At 60.6% G+C, this 26,467-nt stretch carries 21 protein-coding genes; 12 read left to right on the top strand and 9 right to left on the bottom strand.

Annotated features, from left to right (window positions below):
* The first annotated feature begins 113 nt into the window (after positions 1–113).
* Positions 114–1,163 (top strand): PAS domain-containing protein, encoded by a 1,050-nt coding sequence (locus AC097P_RS14470; RefSeq protein ID WP_479611134.1) that lies wholly within the window; start codon positions 114–116, stop codon positions 1,161–1,163.
* Positions 1,164–1,210: 47 nt separating this feature from the next.
* On the opposite strand, the gene AC097P_RS14465 is transcribed toward AC097P_RS14470, so the two are convergent.
* The 3 genes from AC097P_RS14465 to AC097P_RS14455 form a co-directional block, all read right to left on the bottom strand.
* The gene (locus AC097P_RS14465) at positions 1,211–1,630 is read right to left on the bottom strand and encodes a CBS domain-containing protein (RefSeq protein ID WP_479611133.1); all 420 of its coding nucleotides are present in this window, start codon (positions 1,628–1,630) and stop codon (positions 1,211–1,213) included.
* Between the two features lie 133 nt (positions 1,631–1,763).
* Entirely contained in the window at positions 1,764–3,662 is a 1,899-nt protein-coding gene (locus AC097P_RS14460) for a PKD domain-containing protein (protein ID WP_479611643.1), read from the bottom strand.
* Between the two features lie 156 nt (positions 3,663–3,818).
* The gene (locus AC097P_RS14455; protein ID WP_479611132.1) at positions 3,819–5,438 is read right to left on the bottom strand and encodes an alpha/beta hydrolase family protein; all 1,620 of its coding nucleotides are present in this window, start codon (positions 5,436–5,438) and stop codon (positions 3,819–3,821) included.
* Between the two features lie 131 nt (positions 5,439–5,569).
* On the opposite strand from AC097P_RS14455, the gene AC097P_RS14450 reads away from it, so the two are divergent.
* The 3 genes from AC097P_RS14450 to AC097P_RS14440 all read left to right on the top strand — a co-directional run bounded on the left by AC097P_RS14450 (position 5,570) and on the right by AC097P_RS14440 (position 7,597).
* On the top strand, positions 5,570–6,541 hold the full coding sequence (locus tag AC097P_RS14450) for a hypothetical protein (RefSeq protein ID WP_479611131.1): 972 nt from the start codon (positions 5,570–5,572) through the stop codon (positions 6,539–6,541).
* Between the two features lie 171 nt (positions 6,542–6,712).
* Complete coding sequence (locus AC097P_RS14445; RefSeq protein WP_479611130.1) at positions 6,713–7,087, top strand: GFA family protein; 375 nt, start codon at positions 6,713–6,715, stop codon at positions 7,085–7,087.
* A 99-nt stretch (positions 7,088–7,186) separates the two neighbouring features.
* Positions 7,187–7,597, top strand: a complete 411-nt coding sequence (locus tag AC097P_RS14440; protein ID WP_479611129.1) for a nuclear transport factor 2 family protein — start codon at positions 7,187–7,189, stop codon at positions 7,595–7,597.
* A gap of 147 nt (positions 7,598–7,744) precedes the next feature.
* Here the strand turns inward: AC097P_RS14440 and lpdA are convergent, their stop codons facing one another.
* The 3 genes from lpdA to aceE are packed head-to-tail and all read right to left on the bottom strand — an operon-like array spanning position 7,745 to position 14,150.
* Complete coding sequence (gene lpdA / locus AC097P_RS14435) at positions 7,745–9,607, bottom strand: dihydrolipoyl dehydrogenase (protein WP_479611128.1); 1,863 nt, start codon at positions 9,605–9,607, stop codon at positions 7,745–7,747.
* Positions 9,608–9,636: 29 nt separating this feature from the next.
* Positions 9,637–11,340, bottom strand: coding sequence for a dihydrolipoyllysine-residue acetyltransferase (gene aceF, locus AC097P_RS14430; RefSeq protein ID WP_479611127.1), 1,704 nt, complete (start codon positions 11,338–11,340; stop codon positions 9,637–9,639).
* Positions 11,341–11,360: 20 nt separating this feature from the next.
* Positions 11,361–14,150 carry a pyruvate dehydrogenase (acetyl-transferring), homodimeric type gene (aceE, locus tag AC097P_RS14425; protein ID WP_479611126.1) on the bottom strand — a complete coding sequence of 930 codons (2,790 nt, stop codon included), beginning with the start codon at positions 14,148–14,150 and terminating at the stop codon, positions 11,361–11,363.
* Between the two features lie 154 nt (positions 14,151–14,304).
* Between aceE and AC097P_RS14420 the strand changes: the two genes are divergently transcribed.
* From AC097P_RS14420 to AC097P_RS14395, 6 genes are all read left to right on the top strand, one after another.
* Positions 14,305–16,839: a PAS domain-containing sensor histidine kinase gene (locus AC097P_RS14420; protein WP_479611125.1), complete on the top strand. Its 2,535-nt coding sequence runs from the start codon at positions 14,305–14,307 to the stop codon at positions 16,837–16,839.
* 16 nt (positions 16,840–16,855) lie between these two features.
* Entirely contained in the window at positions 16,856–17,482 is a 627-nt protein-coding gene (locus tag AC097P_RS14415; protein WP_394783790.1) for a response regulator transcription factor, read from the top strand.
* Positions 17,483–17,552: 70 nt separating this feature from the next.
* Positions 17,553–18,416 (top strand): bifunctional methylenetetrahydrofolate dehydrogenase/methenyltetrahydrofolate cyclohydrolase FolD, encoded by an 864-nt coding sequence (folD, locus tag AC097P_RS14410; RefSeq protein WP_479611124.1) that lies wholly within the window; start codon positions 17,553–17,555, stop codon positions 18,414–18,416.
* A 26-nt stretch (positions 18,417–18,442) separates the two neighbouring features.
* Positions 18,443–19,327: a hypothetical protein gene (locus AC097P_RS14405; protein WP_479611123.1), complete on the top strand. Its 885-nt coding sequence runs from the start codon at positions 18,443–18,445 to the stop codon at positions 19,325–19,327.
* A 49-nt stretch (positions 19,328–19,376) separates the two neighbouring features.
* On the top strand, positions 19,377–21,428 hold the full coding sequence (locus AC097P_RS14400; protein ID WP_479611122.1) for a M3 family metallopeptidase: 2,052 nt from the start codon (positions 19,377–19,379) through the stop codon (positions 21,426–21,428).
* Positions 21,429–21,482: 54 nt separating this feature from the next.
* Complete coding sequence (locus AC097P_RS14395; RefSeq protein ID WP_479611121.1) at positions 21,483–22,124, top strand: DUF4124 domain-containing protein; 642 nt, start codon at positions 21,483–21,485, stop codon at positions 22,122–22,124.
* A gap of 18 nt (positions 22,125–22,142) precedes the next feature.
* On the opposite strand, the gene rpiA is transcribed toward AC097P_RS14395, so the two are convergent.
* A complete protein-coding gene (rpiA, locus tag AC097P_RS14390; protein WP_479611120.1) occupies positions 22,143–22,853 on the bottom strand; it encodes a ribose-5-phosphate isomerase RpiA in 711 nt (236 codons plus the stop codon).
* A 50-nt stretch (positions 22,854–22,903) separates the two neighbouring features.
* Between rpiA and AC097P_RS14385 the strand changes: the two genes are divergently transcribed.
* Positions 22,904–23,956 carry a quinone-dependent dihydroorotate dehydrogenase gene (locus AC097P_RS14385; RefSeq protein WP_479611119.1) on the top strand — a complete coding sequence of 351 codons (1,053 nt, stop codon included), beginning with the start codon at positions 22,904–22,906 and terminating at the stop codon, positions 23,954–23,956.
* Here the strand turns inward: AC097P_RS14385 and AC097P_RS14380 are convergent.
* Positions 23,930–25,042 (bottom strand): NAD(P)/FAD-dependent oxidoreductase, encoded by a 1,113-nt coding sequence (locus AC097P_RS14380; protein ID WP_479611118.1) that lies wholly within the window; start codon positions 25,040–25,042, stop codon positions 23,930–23,932. The genes AC097P_RS14385 and AC097P_RS14380 overlap by 27 nt on opposite strands.
* Before the next feature lie 41 nt (positions 25,043–25,083).
* Positions 25,084–25,632, bottom strand: a complete 549-nt coding sequence (locus tag AC097P_RS14375) for a hypothetical protein (protein WP_479611117.1) — start codon at positions 25,630–25,632, stop codon at positions 25,084–25,086.
* A 108-nt stretch (positions 25,633–25,740) separates the two neighbouring features.
* On the opposite strand from AC097P_RS14375, the gene AC097P_RS14370 reads away from it, so the two are divergent.
* Positions 25,741–26,445 carry a PilZ domain-containing protein gene (locus tag AC097P_RS14370; protein WP_479611116.1) on the top strand — a complete coding sequence of 235 codons (705 nt, stop codon included), beginning with the start codon at positions 25,741–25,743 and terminating at the stop codon, positions 26,443–26,445.
* Positions 26,446–26,467: the final 22 nt, after the last annotated feature.

The following is a 26,467-nucleotide window of genomic DNA, read 5'->3' as shown; positions in this document are numbered from 1 at the left end:
TAGCAGGGTTGGCATGTTCCGTGCTGAAAGAGTCACTCTGCCCAACCGGCTATGCCTTGGCTTCGCCATATGCAAAGGTCATTCGGGTACGGACCCATACAAGGAGACATGTCGTGGAATTAACGGACACCCCCGCCCAGCAACCTGCCAAAGCGGTGCTCAAGCCCAAGCGCGCACCGGCCAAGGGCCGCACACCCGCGCTGCATGGCATGAGCCTGCCAGAACTGGCGAATGCAGCTGGCGCCCCAGACGCCAGCTACGCAGAGGGCCATACGCTCAGCCATCTGGAACGCTGCATTGCCGACACAACCTTTGAATCCTTTGAAGGCGTCATCGTGACGGATGCAAACCTGCGCATGTTGAAGGTCAACAACTCGTTCACCCGCATCACCGGTTATAGCAAACGCGAAGCCGTTGGATCGGTGTCCGCCGTGCTCTGCGATATCCAAGAACATCTGCTGAAGGAGCGCAGCTGGAACGACGAGGTCATAGGACGCAAGAAAAGCGGTGATCACTACTGCGCAAAGCTCAGGGTTCGGGCCGTGGTCGACGCCAACGACTGCGTCACCCACTACATCGCCACCTTGAACGACCTCAGTGCTAAAAAGGCGCTGCAAAAGAAGATCGTCCACCTGGGCTTTACGGATTCGCTGACCGGTTTGAAAAACCGCTCGTCACTGCTGATCAGCCTGCAACGCGCAATCGACAAAAGCCGCGAGCAACAGAGCTATGCCGCCGTATTGCTCGTCGATATCGACGATTTCAAGAGCCACAATGTGCGCCTGGGCCACCTGGCTGGCGACATGCTGCTACAACAATCGGCACGGAGGATGGGCGAAACGCTGGGCCCCGACGTCGCCATAGCGAGACTGTTTGCCGACAAGTTCGTCATTGTTCTGGAAGATCTGGGCAACCAGATGGACGATGCGGCGACCAGTACCCAGCGGATGGCAACCAGCGTTCGCAATTGTTTCGAAGACGCATTCACCATCCATGGTTCGGAAGTTCGTCTATCGGTCAGCATGGGCCTGTGCCTGGTGGGCATGCAGGATGTGACTAGCACCGACGTGCTGATTGACCGGGCCGAACTGGTGACCTACAACGCCAAACAGTCGGGCGGAGACTGTATGTTTTCGTTCGAATTCGGCGCCTTGAACCACTAGAACGCGCCAAAAACCCGGGGCGTCCCCATGGGACCCCCGAGCAGCGTCTACGATGGTTGGGAGATTTCAGACAGTGCCTCGGCAGCCGGTCTGATCTCAGAGCTTTCGACGGCGAAGTCACCCAACGCGACAATACCGACAAGGCGTTTGTTGCGGTCCACCACCGGCAAACGCCGAACTTGGCGCTCGCTCATGATCTTGGCGGCCTCTTCGACAGAATCATCTTCAAAAACCCAGGCTACGCCCTCGGTCATCACGTCACGTACCTTGGTGTCGCTGCCCTTACCGGCCGCTACTGCACGAATGGCAATGTCGCGGTCGGTAATCGTTCCGATCATGCGGTCATTTTCACCCACTGGGAGCATTCCAAAGTCACCCTCGCGCATGTGCCTTGCAGCTTCCTGAATACTCACATCGGGGGTGATGACTTGCACGTCGCGGCTCATCAGGTCTTTAAGTTTTTGCATGGGTATGGTCCTTGTAGGTGTGTTCGCAGTTGTCCAAGATGCCATCTTCTCTGAACTGCAAACTGCGGACTGTGCGGTTGCGCACGGCTAGAGGCATTGGCGGGCAGTGATGTGGGCAAGCCGCTCGAACCCACTACTGATTTTTGCGCAGGCTTGCCAGATCAACGCCACCATCACTGGTTCGTTCTGACACCGTCCAACGCAAGGGCGCTCGCACCGGGGCACTGAGGCGCCGGGCATCCCGCGCAAACAACTTCAAGGTGTAGTTACCAGCGGCTTGGGCCGGCAACTGCACAGCGGTATTAAAACTCTGGCTTGAGCCTGCACCCTGGTTGGCTCTGAGGTCACCGGCAAGCGTTTGCGACCAGACGGTGCTGCCAGCGCTGTTGGCTAGTTCCAACATAACCTCCCAAGGTTCGTAAGTGGGTGCGTTGCCGTCATTGCGTACAACAGCAGAAACTGACAACAGGCCACCGCCCGTCAAGCTGACATTGGCAGTGTCCACCCGGTAGCGGTATCCCGCCTCTCGGCCAAGCTGGATGAATTGTTGCTGCTCTGTGGGGGTAAAAGCGGCCCAGCTGTTGACGCTTAAGTCACCAATGTTTCCGTTGCCCACGGTGCTGATGTGAAAGTCCCGCGCCTGCTGCTGCGCCACAAGAACGTTGTCCGCCCCGTTGCCACTGAGGAACGGGCAAAACTCGGCGACGAAAGGCGCGGTCTTCCACACATTTTGCAGCGTGGCCCACTCGGTGGGGTGGTTTGTCCACTGGTTCATGAACCCTCCCCGCCCCAGGCAATCGATACGCATCCCCACGGGTTTACTGGCAATGGTCTGCTGGGTGGTGGCGTACCGCACTTCGTTGTACCGGCTGTAGATGGCCAACACCACCATCTGGCGGGTCGGGAAGGCGCGAAGATGCATGTCGACAAACTCTCGCTTGCTTGCATCAGTGGCTTCGGTGATGCCAGCAGGAGCCATAGCGTAGTTGATGCCCGACGACAGTGCCCATTCGCCCCACTGGCCAAACAGGCCTATATCGATCCAGGCGATGTCTTCCTGGTTACCCAGGGCCGCCGACAGAGCCTGCAACATGGCACTGGCCCGCTGTTGTACGAAAGGGTCATTCCAGTCTGGAACAAAGGTCAACCCTGGAGTACCCGGGTCGTAGTCTGCCCACCAACCACAGCCATGTTGGCAACTTGCGTGGTTGACCAGGTAGCTGGGCATGTAGACCTGACCATCGTCGTAGCCCAACATCATTTGCACCCGCAAGGCGAACTTGCGGCCCTGGCTTTTGGCCGTCTGCAGATCACTCAACACGGTGGCAAAGTTGTAAGTGCCCAAACTGCTCTCCAGATCTTTCCACCGATAACGTTGGTAGGCATCGAGCGAGGGGCTCACCTGTGAGACTTTTTCCTGCCCGCGCCAACGGTAATAGCCCCGCATGGGGTTCACGGTGTCGTCCGTGGTGGGCGAGAGTGCTGTGAAAACCTTGGATGCCGTCTGCGCCTGCCATGCTGAAGCCGCTGCGGTGACCGTGACAATGGCTGCGCTGCTGCTGATTTTGCCGTCATGCACCGTGAGGGACACGACGTAATTTCCGGACACGTCGGCTGTGAAAGTTGTATTGACCGACGTGGGTGTACTCAACACCGCGGCACTGCCTGCTGGTTTGGATGTCAGCGTCCATGCATAAGTCAGCGGGTCGCCATTCGCGTCGGAACTCCCTCCACCGTTGAGAGTAACAAGACCCAACGCAACATTCTGCGCACCTCCGGCGAATGCGACCGGGACGATGTTCGTCGCCGGCGTGGTGGCAATGGCAGGTGTGGTTCCGGAAGGGGGCGTAGTTCCTGCAGGAGGTGTGGCTCCAGCAGGAGGTGTGTTTACCGGAGAAGTGAGGGTAGGAGATGTAGCACTGGGCGCCGCGTTGTTGGGCGTACCGGTGCTTCCCACTGGTGCAGTTTGTTCTCCACTACCCCCACCACCACATGCCACCAAACCAAGGACTATGAGGCTAGACCAGAGCATTCGGATATGCGGATTTTTCATAGGGCCCCCCTTAAACTTTTTCAGAAAAAGAATGTTGGAGCGTAACACCCGAGTAACCGAGGTTCCCCGCGCAACGCTTAAAAGGCCAGTGGCATGGGTGGAACGGCATCTTTGACAAAAGCACCCACCTTGCGTTTAAGGTGATGTTGCGAAGCCGCGTTGCTGCAACCATTGCGTCATGCGCGGGTAATGGGACTTCGACCAAAAGCGCGCATTGACGAAGGCATTTGCCTTGTCTTCAGGGATTTCCCACAGGCCATGTTCGGAATTGGGCAGCATCCATATCTGGTAGTCCTGGTGGCCGGCGTTCTTCAGTGTGCTCTCAAACAGCTGCGCGCTCCTGTGGATCGGTACAAAACTATCACGGTCGCCAAGTATGTAGAGCACCGACACCTTCAGCTTGGCCAAATCAGGTAGCGGGTTGTAGCGAAAGAAGGCCGTGGATTCCTCGCGCGGCTTGGCACGCAGGGTGTCAGGCACCAGCTCGACACGGTCAGTCCAGCGTGCCTTGTCGCCAGCACGTGCCGCGGCCAGCAACTCGGAGCGGCCCTCGCCGCCCGACACCACCCAGTGCATAAGGTGTTTTTCGTAGGCGACAGCCTCAGCAATGTCAGCCTCCGAGAATTTGACGGCCCGCATCGAATTTTCAATTCGAAAAATTTCTTGTTCGGCTGGCGGCACACCCGATGCTGCCTGGGCAATGACGAAGGCGGCCTGGTTCGAGCGCACTGCTGCCAACGGCGCCAGCCAACCACCTTGGCTATGCCCCCAGGTGCCAATCTGTTTCGGCTTGATATCAGGCCGGGCGGCCAGCATGCGCAAGCCCCCAACGCTGTCGTCGGCCAGATCTTGCATGGTGGCTTTTTGCCAGTCACCACCAGACTTGCCAACGCCGCGCTTGTCAAACATGAGTGCGGCCATGCCATGGGCGGCAAAGTAGTAGGCTTGCAGGGCGTATGCACTGCGGGGCGCAGGGCTCGACATTTGGGTCAACACGACAGCAGCGTGCGGGCCTTTGGTGGCCGGCAACACCACCGTGCCGGACAGCACCACGTCTCCATTCTTAAACGTCACTTCTTCACTAAGCAAAGCAATCCGCTCGGCGGTCTGGTCAGCTTGACCCGCAACATGCCAAACCATCCGTGTACCCTTTCCATTGGCGTCGAGTTCAAACCGCATGCTTGTCTCGCGCACGGTCGGGTTCAAGAATCCGGCACCTGAGAAGAATGTGTTGTTGCCAGTGGGAAACATGGCGGCATAGCGTCCCGTTTGTACATCGGTGTAAAACAGTTGTGGAAAGTCACCCAGGTGCGACAGCACGACGAGGCGCTGGTCCGGGAAACGGTACGCACCGAGGAAACGTTCGTCGTACTCGGGCGAGGTCGCTTCGCTGCGCTGCAAGGTAAAGGTTCCAGCTTTGCCACCGACGACCACATTGCCGCTGACAGTATCGGCAGTAAGCTGCCCTTTAAAATGCAGCACGCCGTCGGGGCCAGCCAAGTCAAACTGAACCACCCCCTTGTGCTCACTTACGGCCGCCAGCGGCAAACCCTTCCTGTCGTTAGCTGGCATGTCGAGCGTGCCATGCAGTACCTTGTCTTTCTCGGCAAACTGGGTATGAACAAACCTGGGGCCGGTAGCCACATCAAAGATGCCGACCCAGTAACCCTCGAGCGGGCCGGACAGTGCGGGCACGGCTGCCAGTGCACAAATCAGGGAGAAAATTGTTCGACTAACGGCTTGTATCCTTGTCATAGGAAACTTCGGTGCAAAAAAACGCCATCGTATTGGGACTCATCCGGTGCGTCACCCCGGCTGCGACAGAATGCAAAAGACGGGGTACAGACCGTGGATCAGCCGCATCGGGTACCTCTATACAAGCTTGTATGAAGAAAAAACTGTTTCCCACCCTTGCTGTTTTGTCATTGTTGCTCAGTCTGGCGCAGGCGGCCAGCGCGCAGCCGGTGTCCTTCGGCCTGTTCGGAGACCTGCCCTACAGCCGCTGGGAACGGGAGCACCTTACCGACCTGATGGTGGAGATGGACAGTGAAGGCCTGGCCTTTGTCGTCCATGACGGGGACATCAAGAACGGCTGGAGCGCGTGCAGTGATGAGGTGCTGCGTGACATCCGGGATGTCTTTCAGACCTCAAAAACGCCGCTGATTTACGTACCGGGTGATAACGAATGGACCGATTGCCATCGCCGGAGCAATGGCAGCTACGACCCACTAGAGCGCTTGGCCAAGCTGCGCGAACTTTTCTTCGAGGGCGAAACCGCGCTCGGCCAGCGGAAGCTGGCGCTGGAGCGCCAAAGCCGCAATCCCGCCTTTGCCAGCTACCGCGAAAACGTGCGCTGGGAAGCGGGCGGCGCCCTGTTTGTCGGCCTGAACTTGCCCGGTAGCGAGAACAACTACCACGGCACCACCAATAAGAACGGTCCAGTGCCGGAGTTTGTGGAGCGCAGCGTCGCCAACCGGACCTGGCTGTCGCAGGCCTTTGCACACGCCCGAGCCAAAAAAATGCCGGGCATCCTGATCGTGATCCAGGCCGATCCCCAATTTGAAGACGCCAACGCGGGCAAGCACCGGACGGGCTACCAGGACTTCTTGACGCAGTTGCGTGAAGAGACACAAGCCTTTGCCGGGCAAGTCGTTCTGGTGCACGGCGATTCGCACCGGCAGCAGATCAACCAGCCCATGCGCGATCCATTGAGCAAACGGGTGGTCAAGAACTTCACGCGTGTGGAAACCTTTGGCTACCCTTTTTTCGGCTGGATCAAGGCCACGGTAGATGCGACAGATCCGCAGGTATTCCGATTTTCGCCGCGGCCGTGGCGCGCCGCTCCGCCGCAGAATTGAGACTCGCCCCACAGCGATCACACCTAGTTTGTGGTCGATCCTCGACCCTCCTTCGATTGCCGCTGGGCTCCTCTGTCGATCCTTTCGCCGTGGCGCCCTATGTTCTCCAACACACGGACAACGCAATGTCGTACCGCGAGTATGGGGATTCAAACCTACCAAAGGCCTCCGATGACCATCACTGGAAGTTGCCATTGTGGCAGTACCGCATTTCGTATCGACGGCGATATCCCCGAGAAATTGACACGATGCACTTGCTCGTTTTGCTCCAAACGCGGCGTGCTGTGGGCGTACTATGAACCTAGTCAACTTCACCTGACCAGCCCAGCGACCGACGATAGAACCTACCGCTGGCACACGCAGCTTGTGGCCCACCACTTCTGCCCCGTGTGCGGCTGCGGCACGTTTAGCGACACCCCCGCCTACGGGAGCGATGGGAGCTGGGACAAAACCACCCGCCGAGTTTCAGTCAACGCACGTTTATTCGACAACTTTGTCGCTGCCGATGCGCCCGTCGACGTGATCGACGGCAAGAACCTCTGGTAGCAACACCTGCAGCTATTCACTGAGGAATGTGAAGAGCCGCACTCAGATCACCTGGCACGGTTCGCAAATTTTTGAGGCCTGTAAAGATTGGAGAATCGAATGACGACACTAGCGAAGACATTGATCGACCTGGAGACAAAGTTCTGGCAATCGATGGTTGACCAAGATACAGACGCTGCCCTGCAATTGCTGCATCAGCCTGCACTGATGGCAAGTTCCCACGGCGCGATGAAGTTCGACCATGCAGGCTATAGAAAGATGGCTGAGCAAGGATCTATGGTCGTAACCGCCTTTGCACTGAGCGACATGGATGTTTTGTTTGCCACAGAGACGGCAGCCGTTATGACCTACCACGTGAAGCAGACAGTTGCGGCGCGCGAAGGTGGCAAAAGTGGAAAAGAGACTGTCCAGGACATGTCAGACACCTCCACCTGGATTTACGTCGACAAACGCTGGCAGTGCGTATCGCATACCGAATCACCGATGGCGCCGAAGCCTGCAAAGCCATGAATGCTTTTCACCGCATCAGCGTTGGCTGTTCACTGCGCTCCCAGTGACTGGCCGGGAAGCATTGGCAGATTTAGTCAAAAAGCCGCGCAGCCCTCACGGGATCTGCGTAGCTAGCTACTGAATCAGTAGCAATCTCCGGCTAGCAACCTACTTGCGTGTCGGCGGCACGTCCGTACAGCTCCCATGCGCGATCTCCGCGGCCATGCCAATGGATTCCCCAAGTGTTGGATGCGGGTGGATCGTCTTGCCGATATCCACCGCGTCCGCGCCCATCTCGATCGCCAGCGCAATCTCGCCAATCATGTCGCCGGCATGTGTACCCACCATGCCGCCGCCCAGGATCTTGCCGTGGCCATGAGCCTCGGGTGAATCGTCAAACAGCAGCTTGGTAACGCCTTCGTCGCGGCCGTTGGCAATGGCGCGGCCGGATGCGGTCCAGGGGAACAAGCCCTTCTTGACTTTGATGCCTTGGGCCTTAGCCTGGTCTTCGGTGAGGCCGACCCAGGCTACTTCGGGGTCGGTGTAGGCCACGGATGGGATGACACGGGCATTGAAGGCGGCTGCGGCCAACTCTTTGTTGCCTTGCAATTCACCAGCAATCACTTCCGCCGCAACATGGGCCTCGTGCACGGCCTTGTGCGCCAGCATGGGTTGGCCGACGATGTCGCCGATTGCGAAGATGTGGGGCACATTGGTGCGCATCTGGATGTCGACGGGGATGAAGCCGCGGTCGGTGACCGCCACGCCAGCCTTCTCGGCGGCAATCTTCTTGCCGTTGGGTGTGCGGCCCACGGCTTGCAGCACCAGGTCATAGACCTGCGGTGCGGGGGCTGTGCCGCCCTCCTCGGCCGATGCGAACGTGACCTCAATGCCTTCGGGCAAGGCGCGTGCGGAGACGGTCTTGGTCTTGAGCATGATGTTGTCAAAACGCTTGGCGTTCATCTTCTGCCAGATCTTGACCAGGTCGCGGTCGGCGCCCTGCATCAGGCCGTCAAGCATTTCCACCACGTCCAGGCGTGCACCTAGCGTGCTGTAGACCGTGCCCATTTCCAGGCCGATGATGCCGCCGCCCAAAATCAACATGCGCTTGGGGACTTCTTTCAGCTCCAGCGCGCCGGTACTGTCCACGACGCGCGGGTCGTCGGGCATGAAAGGCAAGCGCACGGCCTGGCTGCCTGCAGCGATGATGGCTTTCTTGAAGGCGATGACCTTCTTGGCGCCGGTCTTTTCTTGCGCGGTGCCGCTGGTTTCTTCCACTTCGACATGGTTGGCGCCGATGAAAGCACCATAACCACGGACGGTGGTGACCTTGCGCATCTTGGCCATGGCGGCCAAGCCACCGGTCAGCTTGCCAATGACTTTCTCTTTGTGGCCACGCAGCTTGTCGACGTTGACGACGGGTGCGCCAAAGTCCACGCCCAGTGCCGACATGTGGCTGACCTCGTCCATGACGGATGCCACGTGCAGCAGCGCTTTGGACGGGATGCAACCTACGTTCAGGCAGACACCGCCCAGCGTGGCGTAACGCTCAACGATGACAACCTTCAGTCCCAAGTCAGCCGCGCGGAAGGCAGCGGAGTAGCCGCCAGGGCCACCGCCAATGACCAGCACGTCGCAGTCCACGTCCGCTGCACCGGCAAAACTGGCGCCGGCGGGGGCCGCGGCTGCAGCAGGTGCCGCAGAAACTGCTATCGTTTCAGGAGCGGCTTGTGGGCGCTGCGCGGGGGCTGCAGCCTGATTTGGCTTGGAATTTTCGGCTGTAGCGCCGGCGTCGGCCACTTCCAGCATCAGCACGACCGAACCTTCGCTGACCTTGTCGCCCAACTTGACCTTGAGCTCCTTAACCACACCACCTTGGCTGGCCGGTATCTCCATTGAGGCCTTGTCGCTCTCCACGGTGATCAGGCTTTGCTCGGCCCTGATGGTGTCACCGGGCTTGACCATCAGTTCGATGACGCTGACGTCGGTGACGTCGCCGATATCAGGGACTTTGATTTCTACGATTGCCATATTTTTTCCAGTCAGAGTTGAGGTCAGTCTTAGAGCAAAACTCTACGGAAATCGCCCAGGATCTGGCCCAGGTAGACGTTGAAGCGCGCAGCGGCAGCGCCGTCGATGACGCGGTGGTCCCAGGTCAGGGACAAGGGCAGCATCAGGCGTGGCTGGAAGGCCTTGCCGTCCCACACCGGTTCCATCTGGCTCTTGCACACGCCCAGAATGGCGACCTCAGGCGCGTTGATGATGGGCGTGAAGTAACGCCCGCCAATGCCGCCCAGGCTGGAGATGGTGAAGGTGGCGCCGGACATTTCTGCCGGGCTCAGCTTGCCATCGCGCGCCTTTTTGGCCAGCTCACCCATCTCGATACTGATCTGGAAGATGCCTTTCTTGTCGGCATCCTTGATGACCGGAACCATCAGGCCATTGGGCGTGTCTGCCGCAAAACCGATGTGGTAGAACTGTTTGTAGATCAGTGCATCACCGTCCAGCGAGCTGTTGAACTCGGGGAATTTCTTGAGCGCGGCCACGCAGGCCTTGATCAGGAAGGCCAGCATCGTGACCTTCGCAACGCTTGTGTTGCTTCCAGACTTCGCGGCTTTCTCGCTCTCCAGGTTCGTCGAGACGCGGAAGGCTTCCAGATCGGTGATGTCGGCATCGTCGTGGTTGGTGACGGCCGGAATCATGATGGCGTTGCGCAGCAGATTGGCGCCGCTGATCTTCTTGATGCGGCTGAGCTCTTTGCGCTCTATGGGGCCGAACTTGGCAAAGTCAACCTTGGGCCACGGGATCAGGCCCAGGCCTGCGCCGTCGCCACCACCACCGGATGCCTTGTTCTGCGCGACGCTTGCCAGCGTCTGGACGGCTCCACTCATCACCGAGCGGGCGAAGGACTGCACGTCGGCTTCGGTGATGCGGCCCTTCAGACCGCTACCCTTGACCTCGGCCAGCGGCACGCCCAGTTCGCGCGCAAATTTGCGTACCGATGGCGATGCGTGGGGCATGCCCAGCGTGGACGCACCGGGTGCATGGGCTGGCACGGCAGCGGCGGGTTTTGCAGCAACTGCGGCGGTCTCAGCAGCCGGTGCGGGGGCAGCGGACGGCGCAGCAACAGCAGCAGCCGGCGCAGCTGGAGCTGGGGCGGCAGCCCCGGCAGAACCTTCCAAGATCACCACCAGGTCACCGATGTTGACGGTGTCACCTACCCTGACCTTCAGCTCGCGCACCACGCCTGCGGCGCTGGACGGAATCTCCATCGATGCCTTGTCGGATTCAACGGTAATCAGGCTTTGCTCCACCTTCACGGTGTCACCGACCTTGACCAGCAGCTCGATGATGGCTACATCCTTGAAGTCGCCAATGTCGGGCACGCGCACTTCGACGGGGCCGGAACTGGCGCCAATGGAGGCCGATGCCGCCGGCGAAGCTGCTACAGAAACAGGAGCGGCTTGCGCTCTCTGCACGGGGGCTGCAGCCTGTTTTGCCTCTGGAGCGGGGGCTGCAACGGTGTCGGCGGTCTCCAGCATCAGCACGACCGAGCCCTGTTTGACCTTGCTGCCAATGGACACTTTGACCTCTTTGACCACACCGGCCTGCGAAGACGGGATCTCCATCGACGCCTTGTCAGACTCCACAGTGATCAGGCTCTGCTCGGCCTTGACCGTATCGCCCACTTTGACCATCAATTCGATGACCGCAACTTCGTCCAGATCACCAATATCCGGGACTTTTACTTCTACCAATGCCATGTTCTTGTCTCCGTTTTGTTTTATGCGTACAGCGGGTTGACCTTGTCAGCCTTGATGCCGTACTTGCTGATGGCCTCTGCCACCTTGGTCGCGGGCACGGTGCCTTCTTCACTCAGGGCCTTCAGCGCCGCGACCACGATGTAGTGGCGGTTCACCTCGAAGTGCTCACGCAGCTTGCTGCGGAAATCGCTGCGGCCGAAACCGTCGGTGCCCAGCACCTTGTAGGTCCGGCCCTTGGGGATGAAGGGGCGGATCTGCTCGGCGTATGCCTTCATGTAGTCGGTCGATGCGACGACGGGGCCCGTGAACTTTTCGAGTTGCTGCGCGACGAAAGACACGCGCGGCGTTTCCAGCGGGTGCAGCAGGTTCCAGCGCTCGGCGTCCTGGCCATCGCGGGTCAGTTCGTTGAACGACGGGCAGCTCCACACATCGGCTGCAATGCCCCACTCCTTCTCCAGCAGTTCCTGGGCGGCAATGCTTTCGCGCAGTATGGTGCCGCTGCCCAGCAGCTGCACGCGCGGTGTCGATGTTTGCCCGCCGGGCCGCCCTAAGGGCAGATGCTCCCCCTCGGGGGGCAGCGCATCACGCGCAGCGGAAAGCGTGGGGGCTATATCCGCGCCTTCCTTGCACAGATACATGCCCTTGATGATCTGCTCTTCGGTGCCGGGCGTCAGGCCAGGCATCGGATAGTTTTCGTTCAGCAGCGTCAGGTAGTAGAAGACGTTGTCCTGCTTCTCGACCATGCGTTTCAAGCCATGGTGCAGGATCACGCCGACTTCGTGTGCGAAGGTTGGGTCGTAGCTGATGCAGTTCGGAATCGTGCCGGCCATGATGTGGCTGTGACCGTCTTCGTGCTGCAGGCCTTCGCCGTTCAGCGTGGTGCGCCCAGACGTGCCACCCAACAGGAAGCCGCGTGCCTGCATGTCGCCCGCCGCCCAAGCCAGATCGCCAACGCGCTGGAATCCGAACATCGAGTAATACACGTAGAACGGAATCATGATCCGGTTGCTGGTGCTGTAGCTGGTAGCCGCAGCGATCCAGCTGCTCATGCCGCCAGCTTCGTTGATACCCTCTTGCAAGATCTGTCCTTGGACGTCTTCCCGGTAGTACATGACCTGGTCTTTATCGACCGGTGTGTATTGCTGGCCCGCGGGGTTGTAAATGCCGACCTGGCGGAACAGGCCTTCCATGCCAAAAGTGCGCGCCTCGTCCACGAGGATTGGCACCACGCGCGGGCCCAGGGCCTGGTCGCGCAGCAGTTGCGTCAGGAAGCGCACATAGGCCTGTGTCGTAGAGATTTCGCGGCCCTCGGCCGTGGGGTCCATCACCGACTTGAAAGTTTCCAGTGACGGCACCGTAAAGCTCTCGTCGCTCTTCACCCGGCGGTGCGGCAAGTAGCCGCCCAAGGCCTTGCGGCGCTCGTGCAGGTATTTCATTTCTGGCGTGTCGTCAGCCGGCTTGTAGAACGGCACCTTGGCCAGTTCGCTGTCGGGTATCGGAATATTGAAGCGGTCGCGGAAGGCCTTGATGTCTTCATCGGTCAGCTTCTTGGTCTGGTGGACGTTGTTCTTGCCCTCACCCGCCTTGCCCATGCCAAAGCCCTTGACCGTCTTGATCAGCAGCACGGTGGGCTGGTCTTTGTGGTTCACGGCCTTGTGGAACGCGGCGTAGACCTTCTTGGAATCGTGACCGCCGCGGCGCAGATCGAACACTTCTTCGTCGCTCATCTTCTCGACCATCGCCGCGGTGCGGGGGTCCTTGCCAAAGAAATGCTTGCGTACATACGCGCCATCGTTGGCCTTCATGGCCTGGTAGTCGCCGTCCAGCGTATCCATCATGATCTTCTTCAACGCGCCTTCCTTGTCCCGCGCCAACAGCGGGTCCCAGCCGGAGCCCCACAGCAGCTTGATGACGTTCCAGCCTGCGCCGCGGAATTCCCCTTCGAGCTCCTGAATGATCTTGCCATTGCCACGCACCGGGCCGTCCAGACGCTGCAGGTTGCAGTTAACGACGAACACCAGGTTGTCCAGCCGCTCACGCGCGGCCAGGCCGATGGCGCCCAGCGATTCCACTTCGTCCATCTCGCCATCGCCGCAGAACACCCAGACCTTGCGGTTCTCGGTGTTGGCAATGCCACGGGCATGCAGGTATTTCAAAAAGCGGGCTTGGTAAATTGCCATCAACGGGCCCAGGCCCATGGACACGGTGGGGAACTGCCAGAACTCGGGCATCAGCTTGGGGTGCGGGTAGCTGGAAAGGCCCTTGCCATCCACCTCCTGGCGGAAGTTCAACAGTTGCTCTTCGGTCAGGCGGCCTTCGAGGTAGGCGCGGGCATAGACGCCGGGCGACACGTGGCCCTGTATGTAGAGGCAGTCACCACCATGACCCTCGCTTTCTGCGTGCCAGAAGTGATTGAACCCTGCGCCAAACAGGCTGGCCAGCGATGCGAACGAGCCAATATGGCCACCCAGGTCACCGCCGTCGACGGGATGGTGGCGGTTGGCCTTGACCACCATCGCCATCGCGTTCCAGCGCATATAGGCGCGCAGGCGTTCTTCGATTTCGAGGTTGCCAGGGGAGCGTTCCTCCTGGTCAGGCTCAATCGTGTTGACGTAACCCGTGGTCGCGGAGAAAGGCATATCAATGCTGTTCTGGCGGGCATGTTCCAGCAGTTGCTCCAGTAGGAAGTGGGCGCGCTCTGGCCCTTCTTGCTCGATGACGGCGCTCAAAGCGTCCATCCATTCGCGAGTTTCCTGGCTGTCCAGGTCTGGATGGGCGGCGCTAGGCACGCCAGGGGGAACTGCTGACATGGATGTCTCCTCTTTGTTTTGAAGCAATTTAGTACGTTTTAGAACGTTCTACCTATTCTCACATAGATATTTTAGAATTTCAACTGGCGCATATTGATTTCATATTATGAATTATTGAAACAGGTTCAAGGGGGCGCTCACCTACACTACACCCATGCCCCTGTCCAAGCTGATGTCCCTGCCAAATCCCCTGGCCCTTCCGGCCATGGAACGTGCCCGCCGCTGGTGGCACAAGCTGGCTCCGCACCGCCAGGATCGCCTTGCCGTGCTGGCCCCGCTAGCAGCCGTCTTGTTGTTTTTTGCCGCTATCGTGGCCGCCCTGGGATATCTGCGTCTGGAGGAAATGGACCGCGAGCAGCAGGCCGTGCAGCGCGACGTGGAATACACCCAGCAACGCCTGCGCCTGCGCTTGCTGGAGCGGCAGGAACAGCTGGCGCGCATCGCCCGGGAGATTTCCAACCGCGAGCTGGACGCTGAGGAGTTCCGCAACCGCGCCCGGTCCCTGCTGAACCAATATCCGGAGCTGCAGGGCCTGGCCTGGGTGGACGAACGCAAGCGTGTCAAATCGGCGCACGGCACCGCAGTGCTGATTGCTGCCCAGCTCAGCGCTCCCAATGACGGCGCGCAGCGCAACGAGACGCTGGGCGGCTTCCTCTCTGCGCGCGAGTTGCAGCAACCTGTCTATGTGCAACCCCTGGGCACCCCGCAAGACACGCCATTCCTGCAAGTGCACCTGCCGCTGACCGACCGTTCCCGCTTCGCAGGGGTGCTGATCGCCGAATACTCGGTCGATGGCCTGTACCGTTACGGCGTGCCGACCGAGGTAACGTCGCGCTACGCGATCTCGCTGCAGGACGCCAAAGGCAGCCTGCTGGCGGGCATCGCGATACCGGCTACCAAGACGGTCAAGAACCTGCTGCCCTGGACCGGCCCGACCAATGAATACTCCATGCCCGTATCCCCGGTGGGCAGCGCCCTGGTGGTCCGCGGTCAGGCCTACCGGGCGTCGCTGGGCGTCATCGGCAGCGGCCTGTTCTGGCTGGTCAGCGCCTTGAGCGTGATGACCGCCTGGATGCTGATCGCCAACTGGCGCCATACACGCCGGCGTATGCAGGCGCAACAGGCGCTGATTTCCGAAACGACTTTTCGCCGCGCCATGGAAAACTCCATGCTGACCGGCATGCGCGCCATGGATCTACAGGGCCGCATCACTTATGTGAATGCCGCGTTCTGCCAGATGACCGGCTGGACCGAGCCCGAGCTGGTGGGCCGCACGGCGCCCTTTCCGTATTGGCCCGAAAGCGACCGTGAGCAACTGCATTCGCTGTTGCACGAAGAGCTGGCCGGAAACAGTTCGCCGGGCGGCATACAGGTCCGCGTGCAGCGGCGCGACAGCAGCCTGTTCGATGCACGGCTGTATGTATCACCGCTGATTGATGCGGTGGGTAAGCAGACGGGCTGGATGACGTCGATGACCGACATTACCGAACCCAACCGCGTTCGCGAGCAGCTGTCGGCCTCACACGAACGCTTCACGACGGTACTGGAAGCGCTGGACGCATCTATCTCAGTGGCGCCACTGGGCAGTGATGAGTTGCTGTTTGCCAACAAGCTGTACCGCCAATGGTTTGGCCTGCAGGCCCACGGCCATTTGCAGCTGGTAGCCCAGGCCGGCGTACCGGAGAGCCCTCCGAACGACGAGGCCTCTGACAGCGTGGACTCCTTTGCCGGGCTGCCCACCAACGCGCTGCCCGATACCGAGACCGAAAGCGCGGAGATTTTCATTGCAGACCTGAACCAGTGGCTGGAAGTACGCACCCGTTATTTAAGTTGGGTGGACGGCCGCTTGGCGCAGATGGTAATTGCCACCGACATCACGGCGCGTCGCCTGACCGAAGAGCAGGCCGCCAGCCAGACCGAACGCGCCCAAACCGCCAGCCGACTCATCACCATGGGCGAAATGGCCTCCAGCGTCGCGCACGAGCTGAACCAGCCACTGACCGCCATCAACAACTACTGCAATGGCATGGTCTCGCGCATCAAGGCCCAGCAGATCAGCGAAGAAGACCTGTTGGGCGCGTTGGAAAAAACCGCCAAGCAGGCCCAGCGGGCTGGGCAGATCATCCACCGCATACGCTCCTTCGTGAAGCGCAGCGAGCCCAACCGCACGCCGTCTGAGGTCACCAGCATCGTCTCCGAGGCCGTGGAACTGGCCGAAATCGAACTGCGCCGCTTCAATGTGCGCTTGAACCACTATGTGGCTGCGCGCCTGCCCACATTGATGGTCGACCCTATCCTGATCGAGCAAGTGGTCATCAACCTGCTGCGCAACGCGGCCGAATCGATAGACATGGCACTGCGCCAGACCTCGCAGCGCATCGTGGAACTGCGCGTTGTGCCGCGTGTCATCGACGACAAACAGGTGGTCGAATTCTCGGTGCAGGACACCGGCAAGGGCCTGGCACCCGAAGTCATGGCGCGGCTGTATGAAGCCTTCTACTCCACCAAGTCCGACGGCATGGGTATTGGCCTGTCATTGTGCCGCTCGATTGTGGAATCCCACCTGGGCCGTATGTCGGCAGAGAACCTTTACAATGGCGATGAAGTATCGGGCTGCCGATTTTCATTCTGGATACCGCTGACCGACGTTAGCCCCAGTTTGTCGCGACATCCGCAGAAAAGCAATTAGAACCCTTGGAAACTGAATGAGCCTGCTTCCCAAAAAAGGTACTGTGTACGTCGTGGACGACGACGAGGCCGTGCGCGACTCTTTGCAATGGCTGCTCGAAGGCAAGGGCTTCAGGGTCCGCTGTTTTGACTCCGCCGAGTCTTTCCTCAGCCGCTATGACGCGCGCGAAGTGGCCTGCTTGATTGTCGACATCCGCATGGGCGGCATGACAGGGCTGGAACTGCAAAGCCGCCTGATCGAAGCCCGCTCGCCGCTGCCCATCGTCTTCATCACCGGCCACGGCGACGTGCCCATGGCGGTGGACACCATGAAGAAGGGTGCTATGGATTTCATCCAGAAGCCCTTCAACGAAGACCAATTGGTCGGCTTGGTAGAGCGCATGCTGGACCACGCCAAGGACTCGTTCAGCGACTTTCAGTTGGCCGCCAGCCGCGATGCATTGCTGTCCAAGCTGACGCTGCGCGAATCCCAGGTGCTGGAACGCATCGTTGCTGGGCGTCTGAACAAGCAGATTGCCGACGACTTGGGCATCAGCATCAAGACGGTCGAAGCGCACCGCGCCAACATCATGGAAAAGCTTAGCGCCAACACCGTGGCCGATCTGCTGAAGATTGCACTGGGACAAAACGCACCCAAGACCTGAGACCCGTTTTCCACCGCACCCCACGCCCGCCCCGCAAGGACTGCGGGCGTTTTACATTTGAAAGCAACACATGACCTCTACCATTGCCAAAAACATTGACGGCGTTGCGCTCTCTGCGAAATTGCGTGCAGACATTGCAGCCCGCGCAGCAGCGCTTACGGCACGTGGCGTGACGCCAGGCCTGGCCGTCATCCTGGTTGGAGAGGACCCGGCCAGTGCTGTCTATGTGCGCAACAAGGTCAAGGCCTGTGCCGATTGCGGCATTCACTCGGTGCTTGAAAAGTACGAGGCGACTCTCAGTGAAGCCGATCTGTTGGCGCGCATTGATTCCCTCAATACCGACCCCAGCATTCACGGGATTTTGGTGCAAATGCCCCTGCCCAAACACATCAACCCACACAAAGTCATTGAAGCCATTTCGACCAGCAAGGACGTAGACGGGTATGCAACGCTGAGCGCTGGAGAGTTAATGACCGGTCAAGAAGGATTTCGGCCCTGCACACCCTATGGTTGCATGAAGCTGATCGAGACCACGGGCATTGATTTGCGCGGCAAACACGCCGTGGTCATCGGGCGCAGCAACACGGTTGGCAAACCCATGGCACTCTTGCTGCTGCAGGCCAATGCCACCGTCACGGTATGCCACAGCGCCACGGCCGACATGGGCCACCACACACGCCAGGCCGATGTCATCGTCGCCGCCGTCGGCAAGCGCAATGTGCTGACCGCCGACATGGTCAAGCCTGGCGCCATCGTCATCGATGTAGGCATGAATCGCAACGATGCCGGAAAGCTGTGCGGCGATGTGGACTTCGCCGGCGTAAGCCAGGTTGCCAGCCACATCACACCCGTGCCCGGCGGCGTCGGCCCTATGACCATCACGATGCTGCTGGTCAATACATTGGAAGCTGCGGAGAGAGTCCGCGCACTATGAGAATGGGGGCCTTGTGGATTGCTGCCATGGCAATCGCGATTGCCGGCCCTGCGCAGGCCGACAAGGTCATCTGTGACGGCAATCCACTGTGCCTCGTCGGCCTGGTGCCCATCGTGGCTGCAGGGATGGCCGTCCAGGCCCTAACCCCCAATCCACCTGAGAAGTCCGCTGCGCAGGCCATCCAGACCGGCAACCAGACCCAGCTTCAATTTGTGCTGCAGACCTATCCCCAGTTGCTGCAGGACGCGGAAAAAAGCCACGGTCTGCTGCTCGCGGCTTCAGAAGCTGGCAATCTGCCGGCAACCAATTTGCTGCTCGATGCTGGTATTGCAGCTCACACAGGCAAGAGCCGTGTGCTGTGGTACGCAACTTCGGTAGAAGAGCTGAAGCTCCTGTTGGCGCGCGGTGCAGAGGCCAACGACGTAGATCTGGGCGGCATGGTGCACCGGCTGCGTTCGCCGGCAATACTGGAGCTGCTGGGCACTTCATTGGATCACCGTACAGTTTTGAGCCCGAACGATCCCGGTGCCATGACGCTGCTCAATGCAGCGGTACGGGAAAGGAATTTCCCCGTGGCAGATCTGCTGGTTCAGCGCGGTATCAACCCCAACGGTCCAGCTACCAGCCCGACTTTGATTGCGTTGGCATTTGCGTGCCCCAAGCCGGACGCAGCCTGCGCGACTTTCACGAAATCTACCGCGCAAGCGCTTATAGCCAAGGGCGCGGACGTGAATATCGTCGACAAGTGGACCTGCAGAACGCCGTTGGATGCAGCTCGGCAATCACACAACACAGTGTTGGAGACGATGCTGGAGTCTGCAGGCGCTACGCTACAGATGACCGAACAAGAACAATGCCGCGCGAGCAAAAGGGCGGCTTCCCGCGCCTCAGAACCCTTGAAGGCGCAATGATTGCCCCTTCGCCTCTTGATCAACAGCCTGAAACCCCCAAATTAGCCATATGAGCAATCCACTACTGTCCCAATTAACCCTGCCCCTGTTTGACCAGATCCGCCCCGAGCACGTCGGCCCCGCCATCAACGCGCTGCTGGCCCAGGCTGATGCGGCGCTGGAGACCGTTACCGCGCCGGATTTCCCGGCCGAATGGGTGGCGATCGCCAGGGTGCTGGACGTGGCCACCGAGAAGCTGGGCATTGCCTGGGGTGCCGTCAGCCATCTCAACGGTGTGGCCGACACTCCCGAACTTCGCGCGGCTTACAACGAGGTCCTACCTGTCGTCACCGAGTTCTGGACCCGCCTGGGTGCGGATGAGCGCCTGTACGCCAAGTACAAGGCCATAGACGTGCAGACCCTCAATGCCGAGCAGCGCCAAGCCCACAAAAATGCGCTGCGCAACTTTGTGCTGGGTGGTGCCGACCTGGTGGGTGCCCAACGTGAGCGATTTGCCGAGATCCAGGAGCAGCAGGCCGCACTGAGTCAAAAATTCAGCGAGAACACGTTGGACGCTACCGACGCTTTTAGCTATTACGCCACAGCAGAGGAATTGGCCGGCGTGCCCGACGATGTGCAGCAGACCGCGCTGGCAGCAGCCCGGGCCGACGGCAAAGAAGGCTACAAGTTGACGCTGAAGATGCCGTGCTACCTGCCCGTGATGCAGTTTGCCCACAGCAGTCCACTGCGTGCCAAGCTGTACCGCGCGTATGTCACCCGTGGCTCGGACCAGGCCGGCGATGCGGAAGCGAAAAAATTCGACAACACCGAAGGCATTCGCAACATCCTGACGCTGCGCAAGGAAGAAGCCGCGCTGCTGGGTTACCCCGACTTCGGCACCCTGTCACTGGTGCCAAAAATGGCGACGTCGCCGGATGCTGTCATCCGCTTCCTGCGGGATCTGGCCCACAAGGCCCGCCCCTTTGCCGAAAAAGACCTTGCCGACCTGCGCGCCTTTGCCAAGGATGAACTGAAACTGAACGACCCGCAGGCCTGGGACTGGCCCTACATCGGCGAAAAGCTTAAAGAAGCGCGCTACTCCTTCAGCGAACAAGAGGTCAAGCAATACTTCACCTTCCCCAAGGTGCTGGCGGGTCTGTTCAAGATTTCAGAGACTTTGTTCGACATTGCGATCAGCCGCGACCACGCGCCGGTGTGGAACGCCAATGTGGAGTTCTACCGCATCGAACGCCAAGGCCAGCTCATCGGCCAGTTTTACCTCGACCCCACGGCCCGCAGTGGCAAGCGCGGTGGCGCGTGGATGGACGACGTCTGCGCCCGCTGGTTACGACCCGACACCGCCCAGTTGCAGACACCGGTGGCCCACCTGGTCTGCAACTTCGCCGACGGTATTGAAGTGAATGGCAAGAAGCAGCCCGCCCTTTTGTCGCACGACGACGTGACCACGCTGTTCCATGAATTTGGCCACGGCCTGCAGCACATGCTGACCCAGGTCAACGAGCACGATGTGTCCGGCATCAGTGGCGTGGAATGGGACGCGGTAGAGCTGCCCAGCCAGTTCATGGAGAACTTCTGCTGGGAATGGAGCGTGCTGCGCCACATGACATCCCATGTGGAGACGGGTGAACCGCTGCCCCGTGCACTGTTCGACAAGATGCTGGCGGCCCGCAACTACCAGAGCGGTCTGCAGACACTGCGCCAGATTGAGTTCTCGCTGTTCGACATGCTGCTGCACACGTCGCACGACCCGCAACAGGACATCATGCCCTTGCTGAACCAGGTGCGGGCAGAAGTTGCGGTGATGGTGCCACCCGCCTGGAGTCGCACAGCCCACACCTTCAGCCATATTTTTGCCGGCGGCTATGCGGCGGGCTATTACAGCTACAAGTGGGCGGAAGTGCTCAGCGCCGACGCGTATGCGGCATTTGAGGAAACCGCCGGACCAGACGGTCTGCCCAACCTGGAAACGGGCCGAAAATACCGCGAGGCCATTTTGGAGTCCGGCGGCAGCCGGCCGGCCATGGAATCGTTCAAGGCATTCCGCGGCCGCGAACCATCGCTAGACGCCCTGCTGCGCCACCAGGGCATGGCGGTAGCATAAAGCCGCTAGCATGCATCCTATGCAACACTACGCGTATCGAACAGGAGCTCGCACATGAACAACAAACAACTCACTACCGCATTCCTGATGGGCAGCGCAGCGTTGCTGTGCGCCTTGGGTGCCCAGGCACAGGTCTACCGTATCGTGGGTCCAGATGGCAAGGTCACGTTCTCCGACAAGCCCCCCGCCAATGCCCAACAGGGCAAGGTCGCAACCACCGGCACCGGTGCTGCTGCAGCGGCCAGCAGCAATGGCAGCTTGCCGTTTGAGTTGCGCCAAGTGGCGTCCAAATACCCCGTAGTGCTATACACCGGCGCGCAGTGCGCCCCGTGCGACTCGGGCCGCGCGCTGCTAAACAGCCGTGGCGTGCCATTTTCTGAGCGCACGGTCACCACCAACGAGGACCGGGCCTCGCTGCAGCGCCAGATGGGCGACACATCGCTGCCCTACCTGAGTGTGGGCGCGCAGCGGCTCAAAGGTTTCTCGGACATGGAGTGGACGCAGTACCTGGATGCAGCCGGCTATCCCAAGACATCCACGCTGCCCTCCAGCTACAAGAATGCACCCGCGACCCCGCTGGTTGCCGTTGCACCTGCGGTCAAGCCAGCGGAAAAAGCGTCCGCCTCCGCTGCCGAGCCGGCCTACCAGCCACCTCCCCCAAGCAACCCGTCCAACCCTGCTGGCATCACGTTCTAGGCGGGCGAGGGTTTCAGTTCAAAACGTCAGCGTCCTGACTCCGCCGGCCGTGCCCAGCAAACAAACCTGGGCGCGCTGAAACGCGAAAACGCCCACGGTCACGACGCCCGGCCATTGGCTGACCTCAGCCTCAAACGCCACCGGGTCGGTGATCTGCAAACCGGTCACATCCACAATGACCTGGCCATTGTCGGTCACCAGCGGTTGGCCGTCCTTCAGACGTACTTTGGCCGCGCCACCCTTGGCCGCAAACTGGGCAATGATCCGCTGTGTGGCCATAGGGATCACTTCCACCGGCAGTGGAAAAACGCCCAGCGTCTGCACCAGCTTGGATTCGTCGGCAATACACACAAAGCGATCGGACTGGGCTGCCACGATCTTCTCGCGTGTCAGCGCCGCACCGCCACCCTTGACCATGTGGCCCTGGCCGTCAATCTCGTCCGCGCCATCGATATAGACCGACAGGCGCGGCACGTCGTTCGAGTCAAACACTGGGATGCCCAGCGCCAGCAGGCGCTCCGTGCTGGCGACTGAGCTGGACACTGCCCCCTTGATCTGGTCCTTCATCGTGGCCAGTGCGTCGATGAACTTGTTGACCGTGGAGCCGGTTCCCACACCGACGATCTCGCCAGGCACCACGTATTGCAGGGCCGCCTGGCCCACCAGGGTTTTAAGCTGGTCCTGGGTCAGTGGGGTGGATTCGGCGGCGGAAGGGTTGGATGGGGTCATGAGCGAAAATTGGGGAAGTTACAAAAAATACTTGCTACAGGAATTATCCAATGTCTCTTGTCCCCTACGGCCTGGCCCGTGCCGCCCTCTTCAACCTGGATGCCGAGACCGCCCACGAAATCACCATGGCTGGCCTCGCCCGTACGCAGGGCACGCCATTGCAGCTGGCCTATTGCGCGGCCCGGGTCGATGACCCTGTAGAGCTAGCCGGCCTGCGCTTCCCCAACCGCGTGGGCATGGCCGCCGGGCTGGACAAGAATGCACGCTGCATTGACGGCCTGGGCGCCATGGGCTTTGGTTTCGTGGAAGTGGGCACGGTCACGCCCAAGGCCCAGCCCGGTAATCCCAAACCCCGCATGTTCCGTCTGCCCAAGGCCAATGCGCTGATCAATCGCCTGGGTTTCAACAACGAGGGGCTGGACGCCTTTGTGGCCAACGTGCAGCGTTCGGCGCTGCGCCGCCAGAAGAACCCCAGCCTGCTGCTGGGCCTGAACATCGGCAAGAACGCGGCCACACCCATTAAAAACGCGACCGACGACTACTTGGTGTGCCTGAACGGAGTCTACGCCCACGCCGACTACGTGACGGTCAATATATCCAGCCCCAACACCAAGAACCTGCGTGCTCTGCAGAGCGATGAGGCGCTGGACGGTTTGCTGGGCGCCATTGCAACGCGCCGAACGGAACTGACCCAAAAACACGGCAAACGCATCCCGATTTTTGTGAAAATTGCGCCCGATCTGGACGAAGCCCAGGTCGGCGTGATTGCAGCGACCCTCGTGCGCCATGGCATGGACGGCGTGATCGCCACCAACACCACGCTAGGCCGCGACGCAGTCAAGGGGCTGCCCCATGCCGAGGAAGCGGGTGGACTATCCGGCGCGCCGGTCTTCGAGGCCAGCAACCGGGTCATTGGCCAGCTGCGCGCGGCGCTGGGGCCACAATTCCCCATCATCGGTGTGGGCGGCATCATGAGCGCCGCAGACGCCGTGACCAAGATCCAGGCCGGCGCGGACGTGGTGCAGATCTACACGGGTCTGATCTACCGGGGGCCGCAACTGGTGCGCGACGCTGCACTAGCCATCAAGGCCATCCGCAAGTAAGGCCACCACCCGCTCGGCGATCGCCAGGCAACTGGTCAATCCCGGCGACTCGATGCCAAACAAGTTGACCAGCCCGGGCACACCGTGGTCTTTGGGGCCCTGTATGCAAAAGTCGCGCGCAGCCTCCAGCGGGCCGTTGATCTTGGGGCGTATGCCGGCGTAGGCCGGAAGCAGTCCGCCGTCGGGCAGGTCTGGCCAGTATTTGCGAACCTCAGCATAAAAGGCATCACCGCGCGCCGGATCGACCACCGTGTCGTCCGGGGTGTCCACCCATTGCACATCGGGGCCAAATCGGGCTTGGGCGCCCAGGTCCAGCGTCAGGTGCACACCCAGTCCGCCAGCCTCGGGCACGGGGTAGATCAGTCGGGAGAACGGCGAGCGCCCAACCAGCGTGAAGTAATTGCCCTTGGCGAAGTAGGCCTCTGGAACGTGGCGTGCATCCAACCCTGCAAAGCGCTTGGCTAGCGCTGGCGCCTGCAGCCCGGCGGCATTGACCACCGACCTGGCCGACAACCGGGTGCCATCCACTGCTACCAATTCGATAGCTGCTTGCGCAAATTGGGCGAGGGCTAGCGGCGAATTGAGCGCAAGGATTCCGCCCAGACTCTCGATATCGCCCAACAGCGACAGCATCAGGCCGTGGCTGTCCACAATGCCGGTGGAAGACGAATGCAGGGCCGCCAGGCATTGCAGTGCCGGCTCCATCGCCTGCGCCTGGGCGGCGTTCAGCAACTGCAGATCATGCACGCCGTTGGCCGTGGCGCGGTCCTGGATGGCCTGCAGCTTGGCAAGCTGGTCTGGCGCAGTGGCGACAATCAGTTTGCCGCAGCGGCTGTGGCTGACGCCGCGCTCTGCACAGTAGGCGTACAGCAAGGCCTTACCGCGCACGCACAACTCGGCCTTCAACGATCCGGTGGCGTAATACATGCCAGCGTGGATGACCTCGCTGTTGCGCGAGCTGGTCTGGGTGCCGATCGCGTTGCAGGCCTCCAGCACCAGCACTTCGCGGCCGGCCAGCGCCAGCGCACGCGCTGCTGCCAGGCCTACCACCCCGGCGCCGACGACGACGCAATCTACATCTTCCATGGCTGCTCGCAGTTAGCCCACCATTGCCGCGGCACTGGGTTTCATTTCATCTCCAGGCCGGAGGAACTGTTGAGCTCCTGCAACTGCTTGCCGTGTGGCACGGTCAAGTGGGCCCGTGCTTCGGTGGGCGCCATGCCAAAGGTCAGGCTGACCTGGCCGGTAGCGGTCTGGCCATAGCCGTAGCCACGGGTCTCACCGATCAGGGCCATGCGCAAGTCAGCAGTCGAGCCTTCATTGCAGCGCAGGTCGATGGCGCCGTACGCGGTGGCGGTGTAGCGAAAACGCCCTACGCAGCTGTTCAGGGCGGGACGCTCGGCAGCAGGCTTAGTGGGTGGGCTGGGGGCAGAAAATTCGGACGCCTGGCTGGCGCTTTGCTGCAACGAGTCGCCGGCCCGCAGGGCTACGGTGCCCGTATGGTTGGGGTACAGCGTCATCTCGCCCTGCACCAATTGTTCGTTGACTACGGCATAGGCCTGCACACGGGTGGCCAGCGCAGCCAGGCCCGTGTCATTGATGTCTGCGCACGCTACCAGCAACGACAGCAGAGGTGCCGGCACGGCAAGCAGGCCCAGGGTGCGCTGGTAATTCATTCGGATCTCCTAGAGTCGGTCACAGCCCAAAACCGACGAGCGGTCGGTGTACTATCTTAGCCACAAGCCCAGCCGCGAAAGCCCAATAAAGCACTCGAAAGCGTATCCATGAGCCATGATGACTCCGCCGCCACCAGCCCCAATGTGAGCCGCTTACCCCTGAAGGCCTTGGGCCTGCGCACGGGCATGGCGCTGCAGACCCGCCGACTGGTGGAAGGTGCCAGCAAGAAAGAGGCGCAGTTTTACGGTGCGATCGAGGGCAAGGGGGTCATGGTCGGACCGCTAGGCCCGGATGGCGCGAAGACGGAGCTGGACGAAGGCGAAGTCTGCGTAGTGCGCGGCTTTACCGGCCAGTACGAGTTTTCGTTCTTGAGCAAGGTGCTGCAGACCTTTCAAAAACCTTTTGTCTACGCACTTTTGGCCTACCCAGCCCAAGTTGATGCAACGCTGGTGCGCCAGAGCATGCGTACCAAGACATCCTGGCCCACCACCGTACACGTTCCGCCCAAAAACGGCAGTGCCGACGCCGGCCCGCAAGAGGCCAGCCTGGTGGACATCAGCCTGCAGGGCGCGATGATCAAGACCAGCTCGGCGCTGGCCACGGTGGGAGAACTGGTCACCGTAGGTATTACCGTGACTTTTGACAACGCCCCGGTGCAATTGAACCTGTCAGCCAGCATCTGCCACAACAACCGCGGCGCCAATGACCCAGCCTACTACATCGGACTAGCGTTCAAGAATCTGTCACAGCACGACAAGCTGGTGCTGCACTACGTCACGCAGGCACCGCAGCAGGGGCCACAGTCGCCCTAGTTTTTTCTGGCTTGGTGGTGGA

This window comes from Rhodoferax sp. ZS1R8 (assembly GCF_056521325.1).
Note: the sequence above shows the minus strand (reverse complement) of the source record. Positions and strands in the feature narration are given on the sequence as shown.